This is a genomic window from Pseudomonas sp. HB05, from assembly GCF_016756915.1.
Taxonomy (GTDB): Bacteria; Pseudomonadota; Gammaproteobacteria; order Pseudomonadales; family Pseudomonadaceae; genus Aquipseudomonas; species Aquipseudomonas alvandae.
The window spans coordinates 428,952-453,435 of the sequence record NZ_JAESPG010000001.1 but is presented as its reverse complement, the minus strand read 5'-3'; the positions used below and the strand labels follow the sequence as shown (position 1 = coordinate 453,435).

Genomic DNA, 24,484 nt, shown 5'->3' with positions numbered 1-24,484 from the left:
TGCGGGCATGCCGAGCCTAGGCGAGGCACCGAGTGGTGGGGCAAGCCTTTTTGGTTACTTTTTTGGCGTCTGAAAAAAGTGACCCGCCGTAAGGGCGGAACCATAAGCCGCCGTGACCGCAGCAATGGATATGTACCCGATCAACAACATCCCGACTGAATGCTCCCCAGAGGTCAGTGAACCGTTCCCCCAGCCCTCGTCACTCAAGGAAAACCCCCAACCCTGCGTGGAACTGACATGACACACTCACCCGCCATCCACGGCCACTGCGATCCTCGCTTCGAACCGGTCAAAGCGGCCTTCACCGGACTGATGCAAAGCCCTTTCGAACGCGGCGCCGCCCTGTGCGTCCAGGTCGACGGTGAAACAGTGATCGACCTGTGGGCTGGTATCGCCGGGCCGGAACCGGACAGCCATTGGCAGCGCGACACACTGCTCAACCTGTTCTCCTGCACCAAGCCCTTCACGGCCGTGGCGATCATGCAACTGGTTGGCGAAGGACGCCTGGACCTGGATGCACCGGTCTGCCGCTACTGGCCCGAGTTCGCCAACGCCGGCAAAGCATCGACGACCGTGCGCCAAGTGCTCTGCCATCGCGCCGGGCTACCGGCGCTGCGCACGCCCCTCGCCCCGGAAACCCTTTACGACTGGGACACCATGATTGCCCTGATCGCCGAGGAGCAGCCATGGGCCGATGCAGGGCAACAGCAGACCTATTCACCGTTGCTGTTCGGCTGGATTCTCGGTGAGCTGCTACGCCGAGTGGATGGCGTAAGCCCGGCGCAAAGCATCCACCAGCGGGTGGCGGTGCCGCTCGGACTGGATTTTCATATCGGCCTGGACGACGCGACCATCGCTCGCTGCGCCTACATGGCCCGAACCAAAGATGAAGTCGACGATGAAGCCTTTGGTCGAGTCCTGCAGTATGTGCTCACCGAGCCGACAGCCATGAGCTCGCTGGCCTTCGCCAACCCGCCGATGGTGCTGGGGCGCAGTAACGAGCCGGGCTGGAAGCGCATGACCCAGCCGGCGGCGAACGGTCACGGCAACGCCCGCAGCCTGGCGGAGTTCTATGCCGGCCTGCTGGACGGGCGGTTGCTGGAGTCGCCACTGCTCAACGAAATGCTGCGCGAGCACAGCGCCGAATATGACCCGACCATCCAGACACCGACGCGGTTCGGCCTGGGCATCATGCTTAACCAGTCGGACGTGGCGAACGGCAGTTACGGCATGGGACCCGACGCCTTTGGCCACATGGGCGCCGGCGGCACCATCGGTTTTGCCGACCCCGAGCGCGGCGTGGCGTTCGGCTTTGCCTGCAACACCATTGGTTCCTACGTCTTGATGGACCCTCGCGCACGCGGCCTGGCGAATGTGGCGATGGGGTGTCTCTGAACCGGACACCCGGCGCTGGATCCGTGGCGAGGGAGCTTGCTCCCGCTGGATTGCGCAGCAATCCCATTGTCTGATGGGCGCTGCGCACCCAAGCGGGAGCAAGCTCCCTCGCCACGGATTGAATATCGGCAACTCATTGCACAGCCCGCTCAAACCCCCGGAGGCGGCACCACCTCCGCGACCTGCGGCTCGGCCACACCGGCCTCCGGAGAAGCAGCGACTTGCTCATCACCACTCGCCCGAGGCAGCGCCGCCTTGGCGATCATATCCGGTTGTGCCAGCAACCTGCGTGACGCTTCCACCGGCATCAGCAGACGCCCCCTGACCCGGCCGCGCCCGGCTGGATTGAGCATGCGCAACTCGCGTTCATGGACGCCGGATACCTGCGCCAGTTGCGCGAGGTCCACGGGTTGCGCCAACGCGACCATCTGGAAGTACGGCTGGTCGGCAATCGGCGCCAGGCTCACGCCGTAGCTCGCTGGCGCGTTGACCAACTGCGACAGCGCCAGCAACCGTGGCACGTAGTTCTGGGTTTCTCCGGGCAACGACAGGTTCCAGTAAGTGGTCGCCAGGCCCCGGGCGCGGTTCCGGGTGATGGCGTCGCGCACCCGCCCTTCCCCGGCGTTGTAGGCGGCCAGCGCCAGGAGCCAGTCGCCGTCGAAGTAGTCGTGCAGGTAGGACAGATAATCCAGGGCCGCCCGGGTGGACGACGGAATGTCTCGACGCTCGTCGTAGTCGCCCCGTTGCTGCAATTGATAACGACGCCCGGTGGCGGGAATGAATTGCCAGAGCCCCAAGGCCTGGGCAGGCGATTGCGCATTGGGGTTGAACCCGCTCTCGATCGCCGGCAGCAGGGCCAGCTCCAGCGGCATGTTGCGCTTGTTCAGTTCGCCGACGATGAAGTGCAAGTATCGGCTGCCGGCGCGTCCGGTCTGGGTGAGAAACGCCGGGCGCTCCATCAGCCAGCGGCGTTGCTCGTCGATACGCGCCACGCCTTGGGTCTTGGCCTGCAAGGAAAACCCCTGGCGCATCCGTGCCCACAGGCTGCCACCGCTTTGCGGCGATGATTCGCCAATCTCGATGATCGTGTCGGTGGGCGCCGGTTCGAGCCAGCGCAATTGGGCGCGATACGGTTCATTGGCGAAACGATCGCCGATGGTCAGCTGCGGTTCGAGGTGTTGACACCCGTACAGCAAGGTCCCCATGGCGAGCAGAGACAACCCTTTGGGGACAAATCGAAGGGCCGGCGAAAGTGCAAGTGATCGGGACATGGGCGGTCAACCTTGAATGAGGTGGCGCCATTGGGTGGCAGATCAGCTGCCAGCGGTTCCACGCGGCGCAGTGGAACCGAAATGCCGCAGGTGTCACTCACGATGGGCAGCAGGCGCTCGTCGGTGCCTGGATGACAATGCGAGGTCAATCATGGCGTCACCCACCTATTGCAAGCTGATCGATCAGCTCTGCGAACTCACGATGATTCCTACCCCGTCAGCGTTCTACGAACAGGCAAACCTGTCGGTCAAGGAAGTCGATTTTTCCCTCAAGCACACACCCGGCGTGGGCGAGGGAGACGTGTTCATCTACTGCGGCTTCGGGCCGTTGCCCGTGGCGAATCGCGAAGCGGTCATGCAACGGCTGCTGGAAACCAACCTGTACCTGCTGAGCGGCGCGTTCTGCCCGTCGCTGTCGTACAACCGCGACAGCGAACAGGTGGTCCTGATCGGCCACGTGCCCCTGGACAACCTCAGCGCCGAGCGCCTGCTCGGACTGATGGGCGGTGCTGCCGACATGGCGCTTATCTGGCGGGAGGGCTACTTCTTCGACGGCGCCAGCCCGGGCCAAGCCGCCAAGACCACCCAGCAAAAACCCACCCCGCGTAGCGCAGGGCTGAACAACGCCCTGTCGATCTAGGAAAGGAGAACATCACATGCCAGCAGTATCAGTAGGCGGAACCTCAAGTTCGGCGCCATTGCACCAGCAGCAGGATGATCGGATCACGCCGGTGGGCACCAGCCTGGCCGGACAGGTGCGTCCTTCCACGACTCCCCTGGTGCCTTATCACTTCGAAGGGAAAGCAAGCGACAAGACCCAGGAAACGCTCAAGACCAGGCAGCATCGCCTGACAGTGATGATCAACAAACTCGGCAAGGAAAACGCTGATAGCAACCCTATCGGCTATGCACGCCAACAGATGGTTCTGGAAGGTACCGCGTTGGACTACGCGCCCAATGCAGGCTATCAGGACATCCAAAAGCACCTTGCCGAACTTGGCGGCACGCCTCATCCAATGCTGTCCGGCCACGAAGAAACCGAAGCATTCGTCAAGGATTTCAACGAGTACCTAGGCAAGAACGAGGCCGATCGGGAAGAAAGCGGCGGTTTCAAAGCCGTCTGGGACAAGCATTGCGAGCGCGTCGGTAACACCCTCGGCGCCTATCACTCGCTGTGCCAGGAAGTGATCGACCAAACCCCGGGGGAAGACGATCGCAAGCTGCTGGAGAGCAGCCATAAAGCCTTCCGTGGTTATGCAAAAGGCGTCACGCAAGCCATGACGCAAGACATGCCCCAGCGACTGAACAGGTTCATGGAAAGCCGGATCGAGCACGCGCAACAAGCGGCGAGCAACGAGAGCCTGCCCCAGGCCGACCGAGACAAGGCGAACGACGAGTTGAGCCAACTGCGTGAGGTCCGGGATGAGCTTGGCGAGTTCCTCAAGAAAGATGACGACAAGCCCGGTACCACAAGCGAACTGGCAAAAGCCACGAAGAAGAACGAAGTGCTGGACACCGCGCTGAAGAATGTCGGACGCCAGGACTACGTGGCCGAACTCAAGACCCACAGCGGCTTCGTGACGGGCCTGGCCGTATTTGCCGACGCGGGGATCCCCCAGGGCTTCGCGTCTGCCGGACACTTCGGCGCCAGCACCGCGGCAATCGACGAGGCGATGGCGGATCAGTCCTTTGGAAAACATGTAGCGGCGACATCAACCGTCCTTGGTACCGCCCACAAGGTCATCAGCGACGGTCTGCGCCCGTTTATCCAAGTCGTCGTCGACAAGACCATCGGCCGGGGGTTGGAAAAGGTCGACCCGCTGGCGGTGTACCCCAAGGCCTTGCAAGACATCACCGTGAATGGGCGGCGGGTTGCCAACGCCCAACGTGACACCCTCGACGCGACACAGAGCGACAAGCGAGCCGATTTCAAACTGAAACAGAACGCCAACAACTTCGGCACCATGAGCGGCGACTTCACCGGTTACCTCGCCTTCGGCGCGGCCCATGCGGTACGGGACACGATAGACCAGTTCACGTCCGTCAACGCCTCCGGCATCGCGGCTCGCAGCGTCGCCTCGGCAGTGGGCGGCACCTTCATGGCGGGCGGCCAGGCGGTGGCCAAATATGCCCAGACCCACGGCGACGAGCAGATCCCCACCTATCGCGTCACGAAGGAAAACCGCGAATGGAAAGAGCTCCTGCCCAAGGCGTTTGCCGAAGCGACTGGCAAGCTCAACCCGATCAGCATGGCCAATGTCAGTGACTTGACCAACCGAATCGTCGGTGTCGGTCCGGGGATCGCCATGCGCACCGGGGTCGGAGACGCCGCCGCGGTGGGTGAAAATCCCGATGTCCGGGAGAAAATGGAGCAGATTGTCACGACCTTCTTCTCCTCCGGCCTGACGCTGCTCCCATTCTTCGCCAACAGCGTGGCGGCACCGCTGGAAAATAAAGCACTGGGCGATGGCACGGACGACCTGACCAAGCGAGCGCAGGTACCGTGGCAGAACGTTACCAGTCCAAACCGCGACACCCTGCCCCACACCCAGACCGAGGGCTTGACCCGCAACCTCGAGAACGCCTATCACGTCACCCGGGGCCTGACCCAGGTGGTTCCGCAAAGCACCCTTTCCGCGCTGAACATCACCGCTGACTTTGCCAAGGGCGTGGTAACGAGGCCGAAAAAGGCCGGCGACGGCCTGGAACTGGCAGAGCGCGGCGAAGCGCGACCCCAGGGCGGACCGTCCACCGAAGCCACGCCCACCACCCGGCCAAGCTGAAAAACCGCCGGGCCATCGCCAGACGGTCCGGCATCCTTCCCTCCTCGCTGGCCACAGGCATTCGCCTGTGGCCAGCCCTCGCGACACTCCGAATCACTTCTCTGCGCTCCATGACAACGCTCAACGTCTGCCTTTGCATGGCAAGGAAACTTGCTCCCACTGGCCTGTAGGAGCTGCCGAGCGAAGCGAGGCTGCGATCTTTCCACTACCCATTGAATCTGGAGCGAAAGATCAAAAGATCGCAGGCTTCGCCAGCTCCTACAGGCCAAGCGCCCTCGCCGTGGGCGATTCGGTTGATGGAAAGGAAAATCCCTCCGAGGAACGATGCACCGGCACGCGATTGCATGTTAAACAGGGAATCAGCAGCAAGATCATGGGACCGCTGCCACTCGAATAAGGATCAACCATGAAACGCACCCTCGTCGCCTTCCTGTCGCTGATCGTCACTGCAATCATCGTCGCGGGCGGCTACCTCTACAGCAAGCAGCCGACCCGCCAGGGCTCGGTGCAGTTGCAAGGGCTGCTGGGCTCGGTGACGGTGCGCTATGACGAACGCGGCGTGCCGCACATTCGCGCCGAGAACGAAACCGACCTGTACCGCGCCCTCGGTTATGTCCATGCCCAGGACCGGCTGTTCCAGATGGAAATCATGCGCCGCCTCGCCCGGGGCGAACTGGCGGAAATCCTCGGCCCCAAGCTGCTCGACACCGACAAGCTGATGCGCAGCCTGCGCATTCGCGAGCGCGCCGCCAGCTACGTCGCCGAGCAGGATCGACAATCGCCGGCCTGGATCGCGACGCAGGCGTACCTGGACGGCATCAACACCTATCAGCAAACTCACACGCGGCCGCTGGAGTTCGATGTGCTGGGCATTCCCAAGCGTCCCTTCACCGCCGAAGACACCGCCAGCATCGTCGGCTACATGGCCTACAGCTTTGCCGCGGCCTTTCGCACCGAACCCTTGCTGACCTACGTGCGTGACCAGCTCGGTGCCGACTACCTGAACATCTTCGACCTCGACTGGCAGCCCCAGGGCGTGCTACAGCAGGCTCCGGCAAGCGGTCCGACACTGACCGCCAGCGCTTGGAAAGACGTCAACGCCCTGGCGCGCCTGAGCGAGCAGGCCTTGGCCGACAACGGCCTGCCGCAATTCGAAGGCAGCAACGCCTGGGCGGTCTCCGGCAATCGCACCCACAGTGGCAAGCCCTTGCTGGCCGGCGATCCGCATATCCGTTTTTCAGCGCCGTCGGTGTGGTACGAGGCACACCTCTCGGCGCCGGGATTCGAACTCTACGGCCAGTACCAGGCCCTGATGCCGTTTGCCTCGCTGGGCATGAACAAGGATTTCGGCTGGAGCGTCACCATGTTCCAGAACGACGACCTGGACCTGGTGGCCGAGAAGGTCAACCCGGACAACCCCGAACAGGTCTGGTACCGCGACCGATGGGTGGACATGACCCGCAGCGAACAGCAGATTGCCGTGAAGGGCCAAGCACCCGTGACACTGGTGCTGCGCCAGTCGCCCCATGGGCCGATCGTCAACGATGCCCTCGGTGCCAATGCCGGCAAGACGCCAATCGCCATGTGGTGGGGGTTCCTGGAAAGCCGCAACCCGATCCTCGAGGCGTTCTACCAGCTCAATCGCGCCGACACCTTGGTCAAGGCTCGTGGCGCGTCGGCGAAGATCCATGCGCCCGGCCTGAATGTGGTCTGGGCCAACGCCAAGGGTGATATCGGCTGGTGGGCCGCAGCCCAATTACCCAAGCGGCCGGCTGGTGTGAAGCCCGGTTTCATTCTCGACGGCAGCAGCACCGAAGCGGACAAGGACGGTTTCTACCCGTTCGGCAGTAACCCCCAGGAAGAGAACCCGGCCCGGGGCTATGTCCTCTCGGCGAATTTCCAGCCGGTGGCGGCCAGCGGGATCGAGATCCCCGGCTACTACAACCTGCCCGACCGCGGCCAGCAACTCGACCGGCAGTTGAGTGAAAAGCAAGCCAAATGGGACATCCAGACCACCCAGAAACTGCAACTGGGTACCACCACCGCCTACGGTCCGCGCTTGCTCGCGCCCTTGTTGCCGATCCTGCGCGAAGCGGTCAGCGACCCGCAGGAACGCAAGTGGGTGGAGCAACTGGCTGACTGGAAGGGCGACTACCCGCTGGATTCCGTCAGCGCCACGCTGTTCAACCAGTTCCTGTTCGACTTGGCCGACGTTGCCCTGCGTGATGAACTGGGGGACAGTTTCTTCGAAACCGCGCTGTCGACCCGCGTGATTGACGCCGCGCTCCCCCGCCTGGCCGCCGCCAAGGATTCGCCATGGTGGGACGACCGTTCGACGCTGGGCACCGAAACCCGCGCCGACATGGTCATCAAGGCCTGGCACCGGACCCTGGTGCACCTGAAGGCCACCTTGGGCGAGGACGCCAGCCAATGGCAGTGGGGCCAGGCTCACACCCTGACCCACGGCCATCCGCTGGGCCAGCAGAAACCGCTGGACCGGATCTTCAACGTCGGCCCATTCGCCGCCCCCGGCACCCATGAAGTGCCGAACAACCTCTCGGCCAGGATCGGTCCGGCGCCCTGGCCAGTGACCTATGGCCCCTCCACCCGGCGCATCATCGACTTCGCCGACCCGACCCACAGCGTCACCATCAATCCCGTGGGCCAGAGCGGCGTGCCGTTCGACAAGCACTACGAGGACCAGGCCGAAGCCTACATCGAGGGGCTGTATCACCAGGCGCACCTGGCCGAAGAAGAGGTCACGGCCAACACCCGCGGTACGTTGAAGCTGCTACCCGCCAGGGCGGAGTAAATCTTTTCGACCATCAGCAGGCCCTATCGCCTTGGATGGTCAAGACTACAAGGGCCCAAACCCATTTATCTCGAAGGAGTCCACGCAATGTTCAATAACTGGTCCGAGCTGCTGCCTACCATCAAGAGCGCCTTTGGCGCCTTGGGCAAAAGCAATCCGAAAATGGTCAAGGCCTACATGGCCCTGGATGAAGCCGCCGCCGAGAACGACGTACTCGACGCCAAGACCCGCGAGCTGATCTCCATTGCCGTGGCGATCACCACCCGCTGTGACGGTTGCATCGGCGTACACACCGACGCCGCGATCAAGGCCGGCGCGACCCGCGAAGAAATCGCGGCCACCCTGGCGACAGCGGTCTCGCTGAATGCCGGCGCGGCTTATATCTATTCCCTGCGGGCGCTGGAGGCCCATGACGCACTGAAAAAATGAGCTCAAAGCATCGCGGCGAAATTCAACCTGAACTGTTGCGGTGTCACGCCCAACCGCCGATTGAATACGCTGCGCATGTGTTGGGCATCACGAAAGCCGCATTGGTATGCCACGGTCTTGAGCGGTGCCCGAGTGCTTTCCAGCATCACGCGTGCCGCGTCCACCCGGGCCTGCTCGACGAACTCCGCCGGCGTGACCTTCGCCTCCCGGCTGAACACGCGGGAGAAATTGCGTGGGCTCATGTTCGCCGCGTTGGCGAGGTCGGCGATGCCCAGGTCACCGTTGAGATTCGCCAGCACGTACGCCTGGACCTGAGCCACGGTGGAGGTCGGCTCGGCATGGGGCGTGAGGAACGGACTGAACTGCGATTGACCGCCTGAACGCTGGGTGAACACCACCAGCCGCTTGGCGACATTCAGCGCCACGTCCGGCCCGTGGTCCTGCGCCAGCAGGAACAGCGACAGGTCGATGCCTGCCGTAACGCCCGCCGAGGTATAGAGCTCGCCGTCCTGCACGTACAGCCGATCGGCTTCGACCCGGGTCGAGGGGCACATCTGCGCCAGCGCCGAAGCATCGCCCCAATGGGTGGTGACGGTCCGCCCTTCGAGCAGTCCGGCCCGGGCCAGCATGAACGCGCCATTGCAGATCGAACCAAAGCGCCGGGCCCGTGCGCAGGCCTCGCGCAGCCAGGCATTGAACGCCGGGCCAAAGTCCATGAACGGCAATTGCGGCCCGCCCGCGACCAACAGCAGGTCGTACGCCTCCGATGCTTCGCTGAAATGACGGTGGGGATTGAGGGACATTCCGTTGGAGCAAGACGTCGCACCGCGCTCGACGCCGATCACTTGCAACCGATAGTGATCCTGCGTGGCGAGAAAGCGATTGGCTTCGCAAAACACATCCATGGGGCCGCTGACGTCCGGGGATTGGGCGCCTGTGAACACCACGATGGCGACGGATATTTCCATGATTCTGGCCGACCTGTCCGGATTGACCACCGAACCCTAGCCAATCCGGCGCGCAGAAGCCAGATGGCATGAAACCCGAGTTCATTGGCCGTAATCGCAGCCATGGCGCGATTGCTGCGCCATACCCCGGCGAACAGACTGGAACCTCAGCGCCGCCACGGCGCACCGTCAAGAGGAGAGCAGCATGAACAGCATCGCCGGCATCCAGATCCCCGACAGCGCCCTCGCCCGGGCCACCACCGAATACATTCGCGACATTGAATCGGACCTGCTGTACCACCATTCCCGCCGGGTGTTCCTGTTCGGCGCGTTGAGCGGCCAACGCCAGCAATTGGCTTACGATCCGGAGCTGCTGTACGTCGGCGCGATGTTTCACGATATCGGGCTGGTCGAAGGTTATCGCAGCGACGATGAGCGTTTCGAGGTGGATGGCGCGAATGCCGCCGCAGCGTTTCTCAAACCCTACGGGTTGAGCGACGACGACATCGAGCAAGTGTGGCTGTCGATCGCGTTGCACACCACGCCCGGCGTGCCGAAGCACCTGCGCCCCAACGTCGCCCTGGTGACCGCTGGCGTGGAGATGGACGTGCTGGGCATGGATTACGCCGCATTCCCCGCCGCACAGCGCGACGCCGTGGTGCATGCGCATCCCCGTGGGGAAGGCTTCAAGGAATGCATCATCTGCGCCTTCGCCGACGGCTTGCGGCATCGTCCGCAGACCACCTTCGGCAATGTGAAGACCGACGTGCTGAGGGATCAGGAGCCGGGGTTCAATCCGATGAACTTCGTTGAAGTAATCCGCAGCTCGCCTTGGAATTCATAACCAGCCTGTACACCACCTTCGCGAGCAGGCTCGCTCCCACAGAGGATCCGAGCCAGGCCGCGAATTTATGGACACCACAAAAACCTGTGGGAGCGAGCTTGCTCGCGAAGGCGGACTGACCGTCAACACCTGCATCGACTGCCACACCGCTATCGTCGGATCGCCGCCCGGAGCAAGCTCGCTCCCACAGAGGATCCGAGCCAGGCCACGAATTTATGGACACCACAAAAACCTGTGGGAGCGAGCTTGCTCGCGAAGGCGGACTGACCGTCAACACCTGCATCGACTGCCACACCGCTATCGCGAGCAAGCTCGCTCCCACACAGGATCCGAGCCAGGCCACAAATTCACGGACCACAAAAAACTGTGGGAGCAAGCTTGTCCCCACATTGGGGTTCTGCGTTACCTCAGGCCGAAGCAGTCTCCGCCCGGCGTACTTCCGGTTGTTTCCAGGAATCGGCGGCGCTTTCCTCGATGGCTTGCTGGATCGCCCGCTTGCGGTTTTCTTCGGCGCGGCGGCTGAAGTACCAGACCAGGAAGGTCACCAAGGACACCGCCAGCAGGATCAGGCTCGCCACGGCGTTGATTTCCGGTTTCACCCCCAGGCGTACCGCCGAGAAGACTTCCATCGGCAACGTGGTGGAGCCAGGGCCGGAGACGAAGCTGGCCAATACCAGGTCGTCGAGGGACAGCGCGAACGACATCATGCCGCCTGCCGCCAGCGACGGCGCGATCATCGGAATGGTGATCAGGAAGAACACCTTCCACGGCCGCGCCCCAAGGTCCATCGCCGCCTCTTCGATGGACAGGTCCAGCTCACGCAAGCGCGCCGACACCACCACCGCCACATAGGCCGCGCAGAAGGTCGTATGGGCGATCCAGATCGTGACGATGCCACGCTCCTGGGGCCAGCCGATCATTTGCGCCATGGCCACGAACAGCAGCAACAGCGACAGACCGGTGATCACTTCCGGCATCACCAATGGCGCGGTGACCAGGCCACCAAACAGCGTGCGGCCCTTGAAGTGGGTGATACGGGTCAGCACGAAGGCCGCCAGCGTCCCCAGGGCTACCGCAGCGATCGCGGTGTAGCAGGCGATCTCCAGCGAGCGCACCACCGAGCCCATCAGTTGGGTGTTGTCCAGCAGGCCGACGTACCACTTGACCGACCAGCCGCCCCACACCGTCACCAGTTTCGAGGCGTTGAACGAGAAGATCACCAGGATCACCATCGGTGCGTAGATGAACAACAGGCCCAGCACCAGCATCAGGCTTGAAAAACTGAAGCGCTTCATTCCTTGCCCTCCATTTCCTTGGCCTGACTGCGGTTGAACAGGATGATGGGCACGATCAGGATCGCCAGCATCACTACCGCCAGGGCGGATGCCACCGGCCAGTCACGGTTGTTGAAGAATTCCTGCCACAGCACTTTACCGATCATCAGCGTTTCCGGACCGCCCAGCAGCTCCGGAATCACGAACTCGCCCACCACCGGGATGAACACCAGCATGCAGCCGGCAACGATGCCGTTCTTGGACAGCGGCACGGTGATTTTCCAGAAGCTGTTAAAGGTGCTCGAGCCCAGGTCGGACGCGGCTTCCAGCAGGCTTGGATCGTGTTTGACCAGGTTGGCGTACAACGGCAGGATCATGAACGGCAGGTACGAATAGACCACGCCGATATACACCGCCAGGTTGGTGTTGAGAATCTGCAGCGGCTCGCTGATCCAGCCCATGCTCATCAGGAAACCGTTGAGCAAGCCGTTGTTGCTGAGGATGCCCATCCACGCGTAGACGCGGATCAGGATCGCGGTCCAGGTCGGCATCATGATCAGCAGCACCAGCACCGTCTGCATTTCCTTGCGGGCGTTGGCGATGCCGTAGGCCATCGGATAGCCGATCAGCAGGCACAAGGTGGTGCTGATCAGGGCCATTTTCAGCGACCCAAGGTAGGCGGCGATGTACAGCTCGTCCTCGCTCAACATCACGTAGTTGGCGAGATTGAGCAGCACCTGCAGTTTCTGGTCGACGTAGCTGTAGATCTCGGTATACGGCGGAATCGCCACGTCGGCTTCGGCGAAGCTGATCTTCAGGACGATGAAGAACGGCAGCATGAAGAACAGGAACAACCAGATGAAGGGCACCCCGATGACCATCTGACGGCCACCGGGCGTTATTCGGGCGAGTCGGCGTTTGAATTTGCGCATGTTCATGAGCGAAGCACCACGCCGCTGTCGTCTTCCCACCAGACGAACACCTGGTCACCCCAGGTCGGACGTTGGCCACGGCGTTCGGCATTGGCGACGAAGGACTGCACCAGCTTGCCGCTCGGCAATTCGACGTAGAACACTGAATGGCCGCCCAGGTAGGCGATGTCGTGGACCTTGCCGCTGGACCAGTTGTGCTCGCAGGTCGGCTGCTCGGACGTGACCAGCAGTTTTTCCGGGCGAATGGCGTAGGTCACCGACTTGTCCTGCACCGAGGTGCTGATGCCATGGCCGACGTAGATGCTGCGGTCCAGGTCCTTGCAGGTCAGCACCGCGTGGCCTTCGGCGTCGTCCACCACTTCGGTCTCGAAGATGTTGACGTTGCCGATGAACTCGCAGACCAGGCGGCTGGTCGGGGTCTCGTAGATATCGATCGGGCTGCCGATCTGCGCGATCCAGCCCAGGTGCATGATCGCGATGCGCTCGGCCATGGTCATGGCCTCTTCCTGGTCGTGGGTCACCATCACGCAGGTCACGCCGACCCGCTCGATGATTTCCACCAGTTCGAGTTGCATCTGCGAGCGCAGCTTCTTGTCCAGGGCACCCATCGGTTCATCGAGCAGCAGCAGCTTCGGCCGCTTCGCCAGGGAACGGGCCAGGGCCACGCGCTGACGCTGGCCGCCGGAGAGCTGGTGCGGCTTGCGCTTGGCGTACTGGCTCATCTGCACCAGCTTGAGCATCTCGGCCACGCGGGCGTCGATCTCGGCCTTGGGAATCTTGTCCTGCTGCAGGCCGAAGGCGATGTTCTGCGCCACGGTCATGTGCGGGAACAAGGCGTAGGACTGGAACATCATGTTGATTGGCCGCTCATAGGGCGGCATGTCGGTGATGTCCACGCCATCGAGGAAAATCCGCCCCTCCGTGGGCCGCTCGAAACCTGCCAGCATGCGCAGCAAGGTGGACTTGCCCGATCCCGAACCGCCGAGCAAGGCAAAGATCTCGCCTTTCTTGATCTCCAGGGACACGTCGTCCACGGCAATCGTCTCGTCGAACTTCTTCGTGACCCGGTCGATTTTGACCAACACCTGCTTGGGTGTCTGGTCGCCCTCGAGGGCTTTCTTATAGGCGCCGGAGGCAACTGCCATTTACGAAACTCCCACAAAATTTGCAGCTCGCCCAAGACGGGCGAACCTTCTGAAAGTTAGAGCGTTGAACGCTATTTACCCGACTTGACCTTGGTCCAGCTGCGGGTCATGAGTCGTTGGATCTTGGCCGGCAACTCGGCGTTGACGTAGAGCTTGTCGACGACCGCTTGCGGTGGATAAACCGCTTCGTCGGTGCGTACTTTCTGGTCCATCAGTTCGCCAGCCTTGGGGTTCGGGTTGGCATAACCGACCACGTCGCTGACCTGGGCGATCACTTCAGGCTTGAGCAGGTAGTTGATGAACGCATGGGCCTCCTTGACGTTGGTGGCGTCGCGCGGGATCGCCAGCATGTCGAACCAGAGGTTGCCGCCTTCCTTGGGAATCACGTAGGCAATTTCGATACCCTTGCCGGCTTCGCTGGCGCGGGAACGGGCCTGGAAGATGTCGCCGGAGAACCCGGCGGCCACGCAGATCTCGCCATTGGCCAGATCGGAGATGTACTTGGAGGAGTTGAAATAGGTCACGTAAGGCCGGATCTTGAGGAGCTGGGCCTCGGCCTTCTTGTAGTCTTCCGGATCCTGGCTGTTGGGGTCCAGGCCCAGGTAATTGAGCATCGCCGGAATCATCTCGTCACCCGAATCGAGGAACGAAACGCCACAGCTGGACAGCTTCTTGATGTTTTCCGGCTCGAACAGCATGGCCCACGAATCAATCTTGTCGACGCCCAGGACGGCCTTGATCTTCTCGACGTTGTAGCCGATGCCGTTGGTGCCCCACAGGTAAGGCACGGCGTACTGGTTGCCCGGGTCATTCTTTTCCAGGCGCTTGAGCAACAGCGGATCGAGGTTGGCGTAGTTGGTCAGTTGAGACTTGTCGAGCTTCTGGAACGCCCCGGCCTTGATCTGCTTGCCCAGGAAATGGTTGGACGGCACGACCACGTCGTAACCGGTACGACCGGCCAGCAACTTGCCTTCCAGGGTTTCGTTGGAATCGAATACGTCATAGACCGGCTTGATCCCGGTGGCTTTCTCGAAGTCCGCCAGCGTGGATTCGCCGATGTAGTCCGACCAGTTATAAATATGCACGGTGGAGGCCGCCTGGACACTGACAGCGAATGTCAGGCCGGCACCGACCAGCAAGGCGTTGCGCAACAAAGAAAAGACAGGCACGTGGAGGTCCTCTTAAATAGTTGGGCCCAAGTTGCCCCCGTCACCGGGCCAATGAAGTGCCCTGCAACAAAACCGGCGCGCAACTTACCCTCGATAAACCGATCCAGCAAAACTTTTAATTATTTAATCGCTCCCGTTGTCGCCGTCGCGATGACCGCGACAACGAGAGACTGCTTCAAGCCGGCTTATTTACCGGACTTGATCTTGGTCCAGCTGCGGGTCAGTAGCCGCTGGGTGGCCGCATCCAGATCGCTGATCGCGTACAGCTTGGCCTTCACTTCGTCCGATGGATAAATGCTCGGGTCACCGGAAATTTCCTTGTCCACCAGAGGGGTGGCGGCCTTGTTGCCGTTCGGGAAACGCACGTTGTCGGTGATCTCCGCCATGATTTCCGGCTGCATGATGAAGTTCATCCACTTGTAGGCGGCCTCGAGGTTTTCGGCGTCCTTGGGAATGGCGACCATGTCATAGAACGAACCGGCACCTTCCTTCGGAATGGTGTAGGCCACTTTCACCTTGCCGCCAGCTTCGGCTGCGCGGCTCTTGGATTGCTCGATATCACCCGAGTAGCCCACGGCCACGCAGATGTTGCCGTTGGCCAGGTCCGAGATGTATTTGGAAGAGTGGAAGTAACCGATCGATGGGCGCAACTTGAGGAACAATGCTTCGGCTTCGGCCAGTTGCTTCTTGTCCTTGCTGTCGGTCGGGTAACCGAGGTAATGCAGGGCCACCGGGATCATTTCCGTTGGCGAATCGAGGAAACTCACACCGCAGCTCTTGAGCTTGGCGATGTTCTCCGGCTTGAGCAGGGTGTCCCAGGAATCGATCTTGTCGACGCCCAATGCGGCCTTGACCTTCTCGGGGTTGTAGCCGATGCCGATGGTGCCCCACATGTAAGGGAAGGCGTGCTTGTTGCCTTGGTCGCTGGCATCGCCGACGGCCTTGAGCAGGTCGGTGTCCAGGTTCTTCCAGTTAGGCAGCTTGGACTTGTCCAGCTCCTGGTAGACGCCGGCCTTGATCTGCTTGGCGAGGAAGTTGTTCGACGGCACCACGACGTCGTAGCCGGACTTGCCGGCCAGCAATTTGGCTTCCAGCGTCTCGTTGCTGTCGAACACGTCGTAGACGACCTTGATCCCCGTCTCTTTCTCGAACTTGGCGACCGTGTCCGGCGCGATGTAGTCGGACCAGTTATAGACGTGCAGCACTTTATCGTCCGCCTGGACGGCGCCCGCCATCAGGCCCGCCAGGGACATGGCGAGGAGGGTCTTGCCAGCTATCTTCATACCTAATGCCTTCATGGATGATGCTCCGGTTATTCTTTTTAGCCACGTTCAGCGCAACTTGAACAGCAGCGGTAGTCTGGCAAGTTACAGGGCAGGCTTTCAACACAAGCCCAGCCTTTTGTTCATGCTGGGCGAGGGCCGTTCCGGCACCTCGCTCAGAGCCTAGCACTTAGCCCTGCAACGCACTGAGCGTCAGGTCCAGGCATTGCCGCGCCTTGGCCACCAGTTCGTCGATCTCGGCCTTGCTGATCACCAGCGGCGGCGCAATGATCATGGTGTCGCCCACCGCACGCATGATCAGCCCGTTATCGAAGCAGAACTGCCGGCAGATCATGCCCACGCCCTTGCCTTCGTAGCGTTTGCGCGTGGCCTTGTCCTGGACCAGTTCGATAGCCCCCAGCAAACCGACACCGCGCACTTCACCCACCAGCGGATGATCGTTCAGTTCCCGCAGGCGTTGTTGCAAATAGGGTGCCGTTTCGCCGTGGACGCGCTCGATGATCTTTTCTTCACGCAGGATGCGGATGTTTTCCAGGGCCACCGCAGCGGCCACGGGATGACCGGAGTAGGTAAAGCCGTGGTTGAAATCGCCGCCTTCGTTGAGCACCGCGACCACGTCATCGCGCACGATCAGGCCACCCATGGGGATGTAGCCGGAGGTCAGGCCCTTGGCGATGGTCATCATGTGCGGTTTCAACCCGTAGAAGTCGGTACCGAACCACTCACCGGTGCGCCCGAAACCGCAGATCACTTCATCGGCCACGAACAGGATGTCGTACTTGGCGAGGATTTCCTTCATGCGCGGCCAGTAGCTGTCCGGCGGCACGATCACCCCGCCCGCGCCCTGGATCGGCTCGGCGATGAACGCACCGACGTTGTCGACGCCGATCTCGAGGATCTTCTCTTCCAGTTGGTTGGCGGCCCAGATGCCGAACTCTTCAGGACTCATGTCGCCGCCTTCGCCGAACCAGTACGGCTGGGCGATATGGACGATGCCAGGGATCGGCAGGTCGCCCTGCTCGTGCATATAGGTCATGCCGCCCAGGCTGGCGCCGGCCACGGTCGAGCCGTGATAACCGTTCTTGCGGCTGATGATGACTTTCTTGTTCGGCTGACCCTTGATCGCCCAGTAATGGCGGACCATGCGCAACATGGTGTCGTTGCCTTCCGAGCCGGAGCCGGTGAAGAACACATGGTTCATGCCTTCCGGGGCGATGTCGGCGATGGCCTTGGACAATTCCAGTACCGGCGGGTGGGCGGTCTGGAAGAACAGGTTGTAGTACGGCAGCTCACGCATCTGTTGGCTGGCGGCATCCGCCAGCTCATCGCGACCGTAGCCGACGGCCACGCACCAGAGGCCGGCCATGCCGTCGAGGATCTTGTTGCCTTCACTGTCCCAGAGGTACACGCCCTTGGCGTGGGTGATGATGCGCGGGCCTTTCTCTTTGAGCTGTTTGAAATCGCTGAATGGCGCGAGGTGATGGTCGTTGCTCAGGGCCTGCCATTCACGGGTTTGAGGGTTGTTGCGGGTCATGCGAATTCTCCTTTATTCCATTGGGGGCGAGGCCTGGGTCAGCCCCGCCCGGCGCTTCAGACGGCAAAGAGCAGGAATTCCCGCTCCCACGAACTGATGACGCGCTTGAAGTTTTCATGCTCGGCCCGCTTGACCGCGACGTAGCCCGTGATGAATTTCTTGCCCAGGTATTTCTCGATGGTGGTGCTGTTTTCCATGCGCTCCAAGGCATCTTCGATGGTCAGCGGCAGGCGCAGGTTACGGCGCTCATACCCTCGGCCCACCACGGGGGCGCTCGGATTGATGCCTTCGACCATGCCGATGTAGCCGCACAACAGGCTGGCGGCAATCGCCAGGTACGGGTTGGCGTCGGCGCCCGGCAAGCGGTTTTCCACCCGACGGTTCTGCGGCCCGGCATCCGGAACCCGCAGGCCCACGGTACGGTTCTCCTCGCCCCACTCCACGTTCACCGGCGCCGAGGTGTCGGGCAGGAAGCGGCGGAACGAATTGACGTTGGGTGCGAACAGCGGCAGCAGCTCGGGGATGAATTTCTGCAGGCCACCGATGTGGTGCAGGAACAGATCGCTCATGGTCCCGTCTTCATTGGAGAAGACGTTCTTGCCGGTTTCCTTGTCGATGATGCTCTGGTGCAGGTGCATCGCGCTGCCCGGCTCGCCGGTCATGGGCTTGGCCATGAACGTGGCGGCCACGTCGTGCTTGAGCGCTGCCTCGCGCATGGTGCGCTTGAACACCAGGATCTGGTCGGCCAGGGACAGCGCGTCGCCATGACGGAAGTTGATCTCCATCTGCGCGGTGCCGTCCTCATGGATCAGCGTGTCGAGGTCCAGCTCCTGCAATTCGCACCAGTCATAGACGTCTTCGAACAGCGGGTCGAATTCGTTGGCCGCTTCGATCGAGAACGATTGGCGACCGGTTTCCGGGCGGCCGGAGCGGCCGATCGGCGGTTGCAGTGGAAAGTCCGGGTCGTCGCTGCGCTTGGTCAGGTAGAACTCCATTTCCGGCGCGACAATCGGCTGCCAACCCTTGTCGGCGTAGAGCTTGAGCACCTTCTTCAATACGTTGCGCGGCGACAGCTCGATGGGGTTGCCTTGCTTGTCGTAGGAATCATGGATCACCTGTGCGGTGGGCTCGATGGCCCATGGCACCAGGAACACTGCGTTTTCGTCCGGGCGGCACATCATGTCGATGTCGGCAGGGTCGAGCAGTTCGTAATAGATGTCGTCTTCGACATAGTCGCCCGTTACGGTCTGGAGCAGGACGCTCTCGGGCAGGCGCATGCCTTTTTCGGCAATGAACTTGTTGGTCGGCGAGATCTTGCCCCGGGTGATGCCGGTCAGGTCGCCAATCATGCATTCGACTTCTGTGATCTTGTGGTCTTTCAACCAATCGGTGAGCTGGTCGAGGTTGTTACTCATAAATGCCTCTAGGCGTGAGTTTCCTGGCTGCTATTAGAAGTCAGGCGTTGTTTGACGCATCGGCGTCGCGTTGTGTTGCCCTTGCTCGGCAGGCATCGCCAAATGCCTGGAAAATCGCAAGATAGTACGGATTAGAGCCTACCGCCCATTCCGGGTGCCATTGCACACCTAAAGCAAAAGCCTTGCCTTGTACAACCGAGACGGCCTCGATCAGGCCATCCGGCGCCAGCGCTTCGGCCCGCAGTCCCGGCGCCAGGCGCTCGATGCCCTGGCTGTGAATCGAGTTGACGTCGATCTGCGGCGGCAGGCCCAGGCCCGCGAGAACCCCGCCAGGCTGGATATGCACGACGTGGGCCGGGCCGTATTGGATCTCGACCGGTTGGGTGTCGTCTTCACGATGATCGATAAAGGTTCCGACTTCATGAACTTTCTGATGCAGGCTGCCGCCAAAGGCTACGTTCATTTCCTGGAAGCCCCGGCAGATGCCCAGCACCGGGACGCCCGCGTTGACAGCGGCGCGGATCAGCGGAAGGGTGATGGCGTCACGTGCAGGATCATGGGCAGTGCCTGGCGCACTGGCCGGGCCTTGGTAGTGAAAAGGTTCTACATTGGAAGGAGAGCCGGTAAAGAGAATACCGTCCAGGGCGTCCAGAATATCGGACGGTGCGAACAGATCCGCCAGTGAGGGGATCAGCACTGGCAAGCCCTTGGCGGCTGTTGCGACAGCCCGGGCATATTTGTCGCCAGTGGTGTGATACGCATGCAAACCGATCTGCCTGGAGCAGGTGGTGATGCCGATTAACGGCAGGCGAGACATGAAGCACCCCGGTATTATTGCTGTTATGGGTTTGAATCGAGCTTAGCCTTGTTCATTTTTTTACACAACACCCCCGTAAAAAATACAACACGGCCCGCTCAAGCCTGCGGGCGCCAAGCCCCTCAAAGGGAAAAAAACGCCCCAAATTGCCTCAAAAAAGCCCCACAGGTGCTTTTTTAGGGCAAAAAAGGCCCTGCTTGACTTCGGCATGCCGTTCGGGTTGACTGGCTTTCGAAGAGATCAATGATTGATATTTTTAACAACAAAGGTGTTGCATCATGTCGGTACCCCCGCGTGCCGTTCAGCTTAACGAAGCGAACGCGTTCCTTAAGGAACATCCTGAGGTTCTGTACGTTGACCTTCTGATTGCGGATATGAATGGTGTGGTGCGCGGCAAGCGCATCGAACGCACCAGCCTCCACAAGGTTTACGAGAAAGGCATCAACCTGCCGGCCTCTCTATTTGCCCTGGATATCAATGGCTCGACGGTGGAAAGCACCGGCCTGGGCCTGGACATCGGCGATGCCGACCGCATCTGCTATCCCATCCCCGGCACTCTGAGCAACGAACCCTGGCAGAAGCGCCCGACCGCGCAACTGCTGATGACCATGCACGAACTGGAAGGCGAACCCTTCTTTGCCGACCCGCGTGAAGTCCTGCGCCAGGTCGTGACCAAGTTCGATGAATTGGGCCTGACCATCTGCGCGGCTTTCGAGCTGGAGTTCTACCTGATCGACCAAGAGAACGTGAATGGCCGCCCACAACCGCCCCGCTCGCCCATCTCCGGAAAACGCCCGCATTCGACACAGGTCTACCTGATCGATGACCTCGACGAATACGTCGATTGCCTCCAGGACATCCTGGAAGGGGCCAAGGAGCAAGGCATTCCCGCCGACGCCATCGTCAAGGAAAGTGCCCCGGCGCAGTTCGAAGTCAACCTGCACCACGTCGCCGACCCGATCAAGGCTTGCGACTACGCGGTCCTGCTCAAGCGGTTGATCAAGAACATTGCCTACGACCATGAAATGGACACCACATTCATGGCCAAGCCGTACCCGGGCCAGGCAGGCAATGGTTTGCACGTCCACATTTCGATCCTGGACAAAGACGGCAAGAATATCTTTGCCAGCGAGGATCCCGAGCAGAACGCCGCACTGCGTCACGCGATCGGCGGTGTGCTCGAGACCCTGCCCGCGCAGATGGCTTTCCTCTGCCCGAACGTCAACTCCTACCGTCGTTTCGGCGCACAGTTCTATGTGCCGAACTCGCCGACCTGGGGCCTGGACAACCGCACCGTCGCCTTGCGCGTACCGACCGGCTCGGCCGATGCGGTGCGCCTGGAGCACCGCGTTGCCGGCGCCGACGCCAACCCGTACCTGCTGATGGCAGCCGTATTGGCGGGTGTGCATCACGGCCTGACCAACAAGATCGAGCCCGGCGCGCCGGTCGAAGGCAACAGCTACGAGCAGAACGAGCAAAGCCTGCCGAACAACTTGCGTGATGCCCTGCGCGAGCTGGACGACAGCGAAGTCATGGCCAAGTACATCGATCCGAAATACATCGATATCTTCGTGGCCTGTAAGGAAAGTGAGCTGGAAGAGTTCGAACACTCCATCTCCGACCTTGAGTACAACTGGTACCTGCATACCGTGTAAGCGGTTGCTGTAGAACAAAAACGCCGCAGGCTTCAGGGCCTGCGGCGTTTTTTTTGGCGCTTCCCCCCCGTGGCGAGGGAGCTTGCTCTCCTCTCAAGTGCAGGTATGGACCAGCCGCCCGCTCTGCGTACAATGCCCGCCAGTCCCGCAGGAGACGTCCATGACGCGCATCGCCACCCCTCGCAAACCCCGCGCACGCAGCCAGGCCCGGATCGACACCATTCTTGATGCCGCCCGTACGCTGCTTGCCGCCGAAGGCGTGGCCAGCCTGTCGATCTACAGCGTCGCCGAACGCGCCGGGATCCCGCCCTCTTCCGTCTATCACTTCTTCGCCAGCGTCCCGGCCTTGCTCGAAGCCCTGACCGCTGACGTCCATGCGGCCTTTCGCGCCTGCCTGCAAGCACCGATCGACCATGGCGCGCTGAACCACTGGCACGACCTGTCGCGACTGGTGGAGCAACGCATGCTTGTGATCTACAGCGAAGACGCCGCCGCCCGGCAATTGATCCTGGCCCAGCACGGCCTGACCGAAGTCACCCAGGCTGACCGCCAGCACGACCTGGAACTGGGCGAGCTGATGCACACGGTCTTCGCCCGTCATTTTCAATTGCCGGCACTGCCCTCCGACGTCGACGTGTTCGCCTTGGCCATGGAACTGGGGGACCGCGTCTACGCCCGTTCGGTCCAACAGCACGGCGAGATCACCCCGCGCATGGCCGAGGAAGGCATGCGGGTGTTCGATGCGTACCTGGGGCTGTATCTGCCACCGTATTTGCCCAAGCGCGAAGCCGCCTGAAAAATCGAAGGCATACGATGACATGGAGATAAGAATCCTTATAAAGCGCTTTATAACAAATAAGCGCATTTAAAATCCCTTTAAAGCCTCCTAGAAGCACAAAAAAAGCCCCGAAGGGCTCACGCCATCCGGGGCTGCGGGTGAAACACCGCTCACAACTTGGCGATAGACACCTCCGTTGATTTGACGAAAGCAATCACTTCGCTGCCGATCGCCAGTTCCAGCTCTTTCACCGAGCGGGTGGTGATGACCGAAGTGACAATACCCGAAGCCGTCTGCACGTCGATTTCCGACAGCACGTCGCCTTCGACGATTTCCTTGATGGTGCCTTTGAACTGGTTGCGAACGTTGATGGCTTTGATAGTCATGGTATCGATTCCTGTCTGGATGAAGTTATTGCGCCCAACGCAACTGCGTGGGCAAGGGTGAAACGGGTTCGGGTTCCGGCGGTTGGCCGGGCAAGGACAGCACGCGGTTGAGGACTTCGGTTTCCAGGCTCGCCAGGCGATGCGAGCCGCGAGCACGGGGGCGTGGCAGGTCGATGGCCAGGTCGAGGCCGACCTGGCCGTCCTCGATCAGGATGACCCGGTCGGCAATCGCCACCGCCTCGCTGACGTCGTGGGTCACCAGCAGCACGGTGAAGCCGTGTTGCTGCCACAGGCGCTCGATCAGTTGCTGCATCTCGATCCGGGTCAGGGCGTCCAGCGCTCCCAAGGGTTCGTCGAGCAGCAGCAGGCGCGGCTGGTGGATCAGCGCCCGAGCCAGCGCCACCCGCTGCTTCTGGCCGCCGGACAACGCCGCCGGCCATTCATGGGCGCGATCCGCCAGGCCCACGGCATCGAGCGCCTGCAAGGCTTGTGGTCGCCAGTTGCCCTTGAGGCCAAGACCGACGTTGTCGATGATCTTCTTCCAAGGCAATAAACGCGCGTCCTGGAACATCAACCGCGTGTCCTGTTGCGCCGCACTCAACGGTGCCGAACCCGCCAGCAGTTGGCCGTCCGTGGGTTGGTCGAGGCCGGCCAACAAGCGCAGCAAGGTGCTTTTACCGCAGCCACTGCGTCCCACTACCGCGACGAACTGCCCAGCCGGGATATGCAGGTCGATGTCACGCAACACCTGTCGCGAGCCGAATGTCTTTTGCAGATTGCGCACCGCCAGCGGAATGCCCCGCAGCAGGCGTGGAGGTTGCTGGGCGGTCATGCGGCACCTCCCTTGTTCACTTGATAGGCCGGATGCCAGCGCAACCAGACCCGTTCCAGGCCGCGGGCGGCGAGGTCGGCCAGCTTACCGAGCACGGCGTACAGAAGAATCGCCAGCACCACCACATCGGTCTGCAGGAACTCACGGGCATTCATCGCCAGGTAGCCGATGCCGGAACTGGCCGAGATGGTTTCCGCCACGATCAGCGTCAGCCACATGAAACCCAGGGCAAACCGCACGCCCACCAGGATCGAAGGCAAGGCACCCGGCAGGATCACCTGGCGAAACAGGCTGAAACCGGACAAGCCGTAGCTGCGGGACATTTCCACCAGCGCCGGGTCGACGTTGCGAATGCCGTGATAGGTATTGAGATAGATGGGGAACAGCGTGCCCAGCGCCACCAGGAAAATCTTCGCCGACTCGTCGATGCCGAACCAAAGGATCACCAACGGAATCAGCGCCAGGTGCGGCACGTTTCGCACCATCTGCACCGAGCTGTCCAACAACCGCTCGCCCCACTTCGACAGGCCGGTGATAAAGCCAAGGCCGAGGCCGAGGCCGCCGCCAATCAAGAAGCCGACCGCCGCGCGCCAGCCGCTGATGGCCAAGTGTGTCCAGATCTCGCCGCTGCGCACCAGGTTCACACCGGCCTCAATCACCGCGACCGGTGCCGGCAGGATCCGCGTGGACAGCCAGCCGGCCGATACCGACAATTGCCACACCGCCAGCAACAGCAGCGGCACCGCCCACGGCGCCAGGTTGTGGATAACTTTTTTCATGGCC

The 24,484-nt window shown here is 61.6% G+C and carries 21 protein-coding genes; 8 read left to right on the top strand and 13 right to left on the bottom strand.

What is annotated here, in order from left to right:
* Window positions 1-237: 237 nt before the first annotated feature.
* Window positions 238-1,395: a serine hydrolase domain-containing protein gene (locus tag JMN22_RS02065; protein ID WP_198796918.1), complete on the top strand. Its 1,158-nt coding sequence runs from the start codon at window positions 238-240 to the stop codon at window positions 1,393-1,395.
* Window positions 1,396-1,544: 149 nt separating this feature from the next.
* On the opposite strand, the gene JMN22_RS02060 is transcribed toward JMN22_RS02065, so the two are convergent.
* Window positions 1,545-2,666, bottom strand: a complete 1,122-nt coding sequence (locus JMN22_RS02060; protein WP_198796919.1) for a transglycosylase SLT domain-containing protein — start codon at window positions 2,664-2,666, stop codon at window positions 1,545-1,547.
* Between the two features lie 151 nt (window positions 2,667-2,817).
* Between JMN22_RS02060 and JMN22_RS02055 the strand changes: the two genes are divergently transcribed.
* From JMN22_RS02055 to JMN22_RS02040, 4 genes are all read left to right on the top strand, one after another.
* Window positions 2,818-3,306, top strand: a complete 489-nt coding sequence (locus JMN22_RS02055; protein ID WP_030138086.1) for a type III effector — start codon at window positions 2,818-2,820, stop codon at window positions 3,304-3,306.
* A gap of 16 nt (window positions 3,307-3,322) precedes the next feature.
* The gene (locus JMN22_RS02050) at window positions 3,323-5,449 is read left to right on the top strand and encodes a hypothetical protein (RefSeq protein WP_030138087.1); all 2,127 of its coding nucleotides are present in this window, start codon (window positions 3,323-3,325) and stop codon (window positions 5,447-5,449) included.
* A gap of 406 nt (window positions 5,450-5,855) precedes the next feature.
* Complete coding sequence (locus JMN22_RS02045; RefSeq protein ID WP_198796920.1) at window positions 5,856-8,261, top strand: penicillin acylase family protein; 2,406 nt, start codon at window positions 5,856-5,858, stop codon at window positions 8,259-8,261.
* 87 nt (window positions 8,262-8,348) lie between these two features.
* Window positions 8,349-8,690, top strand: a complete 342-nt coding sequence (locus JMN22_RS02040; RefSeq protein WP_003206631.1) for a carboxymuconolactone decarboxylase family protein — start codon at window positions 8,349-8,351, stop codon at window positions 8,688-8,690.
* 2 nt (window positions 8,691-8,692) lie between these two features.
* Here JMN22_RS02040 and JMN22_RS02035 read toward each other — a convergent pair whose 3' ends face one another.
* A complete protein-coding gene (locus tag JMN22_RS02035) occupies window positions 8,693-9,658 on the bottom strand; it encodes a GlxA family transcriptional regulator (protein ID WP_198796921.1) in 966 nt (321 codons plus the stop codon).
* A gap of 184 nt (window positions 9,659-9,842) precedes the next feature.
* Between JMN22_RS02035 and JMN22_RS02030 the strand changes: the two genes are divergently transcribed.
* Entirely contained in the window at window positions 9,843-10,481 is a 639-nt protein-coding gene (locus JMN22_RS02030) for an HD domain-containing protein (protein ID WP_198796922.1), read from the top strand.
* Window positions 10,482-10,888: 407 nt separating this feature from the next.
* Here the strand turns inward: JMN22_RS02030 and JMN22_RS02025 are convergent, their stop codons facing one another.
* The 8 genes from JMN22_RS02025 to JMN22_RS01990 all read right to left on the bottom strand — a co-directional run bounded on the left by JMN22_RS02025 (window position 10,889) and on the right by JMN22_RS01990 (window position 20,050).
* A complete protein-coding gene (locus JMN22_RS02025; RefSeq protein ID WP_198797491.1) occupies window positions 10,889-11,776 on the bottom strand; it encodes an ABC transporter permease subunit in 888 nt (295 codons plus the stop codon).
* Window positions 11,773-12,693, bottom strand: coding sequence for an ABC transporter permease subunit (locus JMN22_RS02020; RefSeq protein WP_030138092.1), 921 nt, complete (start codon window positions 12,691-12,693; stop codon window positions 11,773-11,775). The genes JMN22_RS02025 and JMN22_RS02020 overlap by 4 nt, the downstream gene beginning before the upstream one ends.
* Entirely contained in the window at window positions 12,690-13,832 is a 1,143-nt protein-coding gene (locus JMN22_RS02015; protein ID WP_030138093.1) for an ABC transporter ATP-binding protein, read from the bottom strand. The genes JMN22_RS02020 and JMN22_RS02015 overlap by 4 nt, the downstream gene beginning before the upstream one ends.
* A gap of 71 nt (window positions 13,833-13,903) precedes the next feature.
* Window positions 13,904-15,001, bottom strand: a complete 1,098-nt coding sequence (locus tag JMN22_RS02010) for an extracellular solute-binding protein (protein WP_198797492.1) — start codon at window positions 14,999-15,001, stop codon at window positions 13,904-13,906.
* Window positions 15,002-15,186: 185 nt separating this feature from the next.
* Complete coding sequence (locus JMN22_RS02005; RefSeq protein ID WP_030138095.1) at window positions 15,187-16,284, bottom strand: polyamine ABC transporter substrate-binding protein; 1,098 nt, start codon at window positions 16,282-16,284, stop codon at window positions 15,187-15,189.
* Window positions 16,285-16,453: 169 nt separating this feature from the next.
* Entirely contained in the window at window positions 16,454-17,818 is a 1,365-nt protein-coding gene (locus tag JMN22_RS02000; RefSeq protein ID WP_198797493.1) for an aspartate aminotransferase family protein, read from the bottom strand.
* A 56-nt stretch (window positions 17,819-17,874) separates the two neighbouring features.
* Window positions 17,875-19,233, bottom strand: a complete 1,359-nt coding sequence (locus tag JMN22_RS01995; protein ID WP_030138097.1) for a glutamine synthetase family protein — start codon at window positions 19,231-19,233, stop codon at window positions 17,875-17,877.
* A 40-nt stretch (window positions 19,234-19,273) separates the two neighbouring features.
* Window positions 19,274-20,050: a gamma-glutamyl-gamma-aminobutyrate hydrolase family protein gene (locus JMN22_RS01990; protein ID WP_198797494.1), complete on the bottom strand. Its 777-nt coding sequence runs from the start codon at window positions 20,048-20,050 to the stop codon at window positions 19,274-19,276.
* A 278-nt stretch (window positions 20,051-20,328) separates the two neighbouring features.
* Between JMN22_RS01990 and JMN22_RS01985 the strand changes: the two genes are divergently transcribed.
* Both JMN22_RS01985 and JMN22_RS01980 read left to right on the top strand, forming a co-directional pair.
* Window positions 20,329-21,705: a glutamine synthetase family protein gene (locus tag JMN22_RS01985; RefSeq protein WP_030138099.1), complete on the top strand. Its 1,377-nt coding sequence runs from the start codon at window positions 20,329-20,331 to the stop codon at window positions 21,703-21,705.
* A gap of 160 nt (window positions 21,706-21,865) precedes the next feature.
* Complete coding sequence (locus JMN22_RS01980; RefSeq protein ID WP_030138100.1) at window positions 21,866-22,501, top strand: TetR/AcrR family transcriptional regulator; 636 nt, start codon at window positions 21,866-21,868, stop codon at window positions 22,499-22,501.
* Window positions 22,502-22,653: 152 nt separating this feature from the next.
* Here JMN22_RS01980 and JMN22_RS01975 read toward each other — a convergent pair whose 3' ends face one another.
* From JMN22_RS01975 to ssuC, 3 genes are read right to left on the bottom strand one after another with little or no spacing between them, the layout of a single operon-like run.
* Window positions 22,654-22,869 carry a TOBE domain-containing protein gene (locus JMN22_RS01975; RefSeq protein ID WP_003177394.1) on the bottom strand — a complete coding sequence of 72 codons (216 nt, stop codon included), beginning with the start codon at window positions 22,867-22,869 and terminating at the stop codon, window positions 22,654-22,656.
* 25 nt (window positions 22,870-22,894) lie between these two features.
* Window positions 22,895-23,701 carry an aliphatic sulfonates ABC transporter ATP-binding protein gene (gene ssuB / locus JMN22_RS01970; RefSeq protein ID WP_030138101.1) on the bottom strand — a complete coding sequence of 269 codons (807 nt, stop codon included), beginning with the start codon at window positions 23,699-23,701 and terminating at the stop codon, window positions 22,895-22,897.
* Window positions 23,698-24,480, bottom strand: a complete 783-nt coding sequence (gene ssuC, locus JMN22_RS01965; RefSeq protein WP_030138102.1) for an aliphatic sulfonate ABC transporter permease SsuC — start codon at window positions 24,478-24,480, stop codon at window positions 23,698-23,700. The genes ssuB and ssuC overlap by 4 nt, the downstream gene beginning before the upstream one ends.
* Between the last annotated feature and the right edge of the window lie 4 nt (window positions 24,481-24,484).

Excerpts from the sequence above, each read along its gene's own strand:
- JMN22_RS02055 (WP_030138086.1), top strand. The coding sequence starts at position 2,818 with ATGGCGTCACCCACCTATTGCAAGCTGATCGATCAGCTCTGCGAACTC.
- JMN22_RS02050 (WP_030138087.1), top strand. The coding sequence starts at position 3,323 with ATGCCAGCAGTATCAGTAGGCGGAACCTCAAGTTCGGCGCCATTGCAC.
- JMN22_RS02000 (WP_198797493.1), bottom strand. The coding sequence starts at position 17,818 with ATGACCCGCAACAACCCTCAAACCCGTGAATGGCAGGCCCTGAGCAAC.
- JMN22_RS01990 (WP_198797494.1), bottom strand. The coding sequence starts at position 20,050 with ATGTCTCGCCTGCCGTTAATCGGCATCACCACCTGCTCCAGGCAGATC.
- JMN22_RS02015 (WP_030138093.1), bottom strand. The coding sequence starts at position 13,832 with ATGGCAGTTGCCTCCGGCGCCTATAAGAAAGCCCTCGAGGGCGACCAG.
- JMN22_RS02035 (WP_198796921.1), bottom strand. The coding sequence starts at position 9,658 with ATGGAAATATCCGTCGCCATCGTGGTGTTCACAGGCGCCCAATCCCCG.
- JMN22_RS01975 (WP_003177394.1), bottom strand. The coding sequence starts at position 22,869 with ATGACTATCAAAGCCATCAACGTTCGCAACCAGTTCAAAGGCACCATC.
- JMN22_RS01995 (WP_030138097.1), bottom strand. The coding sequence starts at position 19,233 with ATGAGTAACAACCTCGACCAGCTCACCGATTGGTTGAAAGACCACAAG.
- JMN22_RS02045 (WP_198796920.1), top strand. The coding sequence starts at position 5,856 with ATGAAACGCACCCTCGTCGCCTTCCTGTCGCTGATCGTCACTGCAATC.
- ssuC (WP_030138102.1), bottom strand. The coding sequence starts at position 24,480 with ATGAAAAAAGTTATCCACAACCTGGCGCCGTGGGCGGTGCCGCTGCTG.
- JMN22_RS02005 (WP_030138095.1), bottom strand. The coding sequence starts at position 16,284 with ATGAAGATAGCTGGCAAGACCCTCCTCGCCATGTCCCTGGCGGGCCTG.
- JMN22_RS02060 (WP_198796919.1), bottom strand. The coding sequence starts at position 2,666 with ATGTCCCGATCACTTGCACTTTCGCCGGCCCTTCGATTTGTCCCCAAA.
- JMN22_RS02065 (WP_198796918.1), top strand. The coding sequence starts at position 238 with ATGACACACTCACCCGCCATCCACGGCCACTGCGATCCTCGCTTCGAA.
- JMN22_RS01985 (WP_030138099.1), top strand. The coding sequence starts at position 20,329 with ATGTCGGTACCCCCGCGTGCCGTTCAGCTTAACGAAGCGAACGCGTTC.
- ssuB (WP_030138101.1), bottom strand. The coding sequence starts at position 23,701 with ATGACCGCCCAGCAACCTCCACGCCTGCTGCGGGGCATTCCGCTGGCG.
- JMN22_RS02030 (WP_198796922.1), top strand. The coding sequence starts at position 9,843 with ATGAACAGCATCGCCGGCATCCAGATCCCCGACAGCGCCCTCGCCCGG.
- JMN22_RS01980 (WP_030138100.1), top strand. The coding sequence starts at position 21,866 with ATGACGCGCATCGCCACCCCTCGCAAACCCCGCGCACGCAGCCAGGCC.
- JMN22_RS02040 (WP_003206631.1), top strand. The coding sequence starts at position 8,349 with ATGTTCAATAACTGGTCCGAGCTGCTGCCTACCATCAAGAGCGCCTTT.
- JMN22_RS02020 (WP_030138092.1), bottom strand. The coding sequence starts at position 12,693 with ATGAACATGCGCAAATTCAAACGCCGACTCGCCCGAATAACGCCCGGT.
- JMN22_RS02025 (WP_198797491.1), bottom strand. The coding sequence starts at position 11,776 with ATGAAGCGCTTCAGTTTTTCAAGCCTGATGCTGGTGCTGGGCCTGTTG.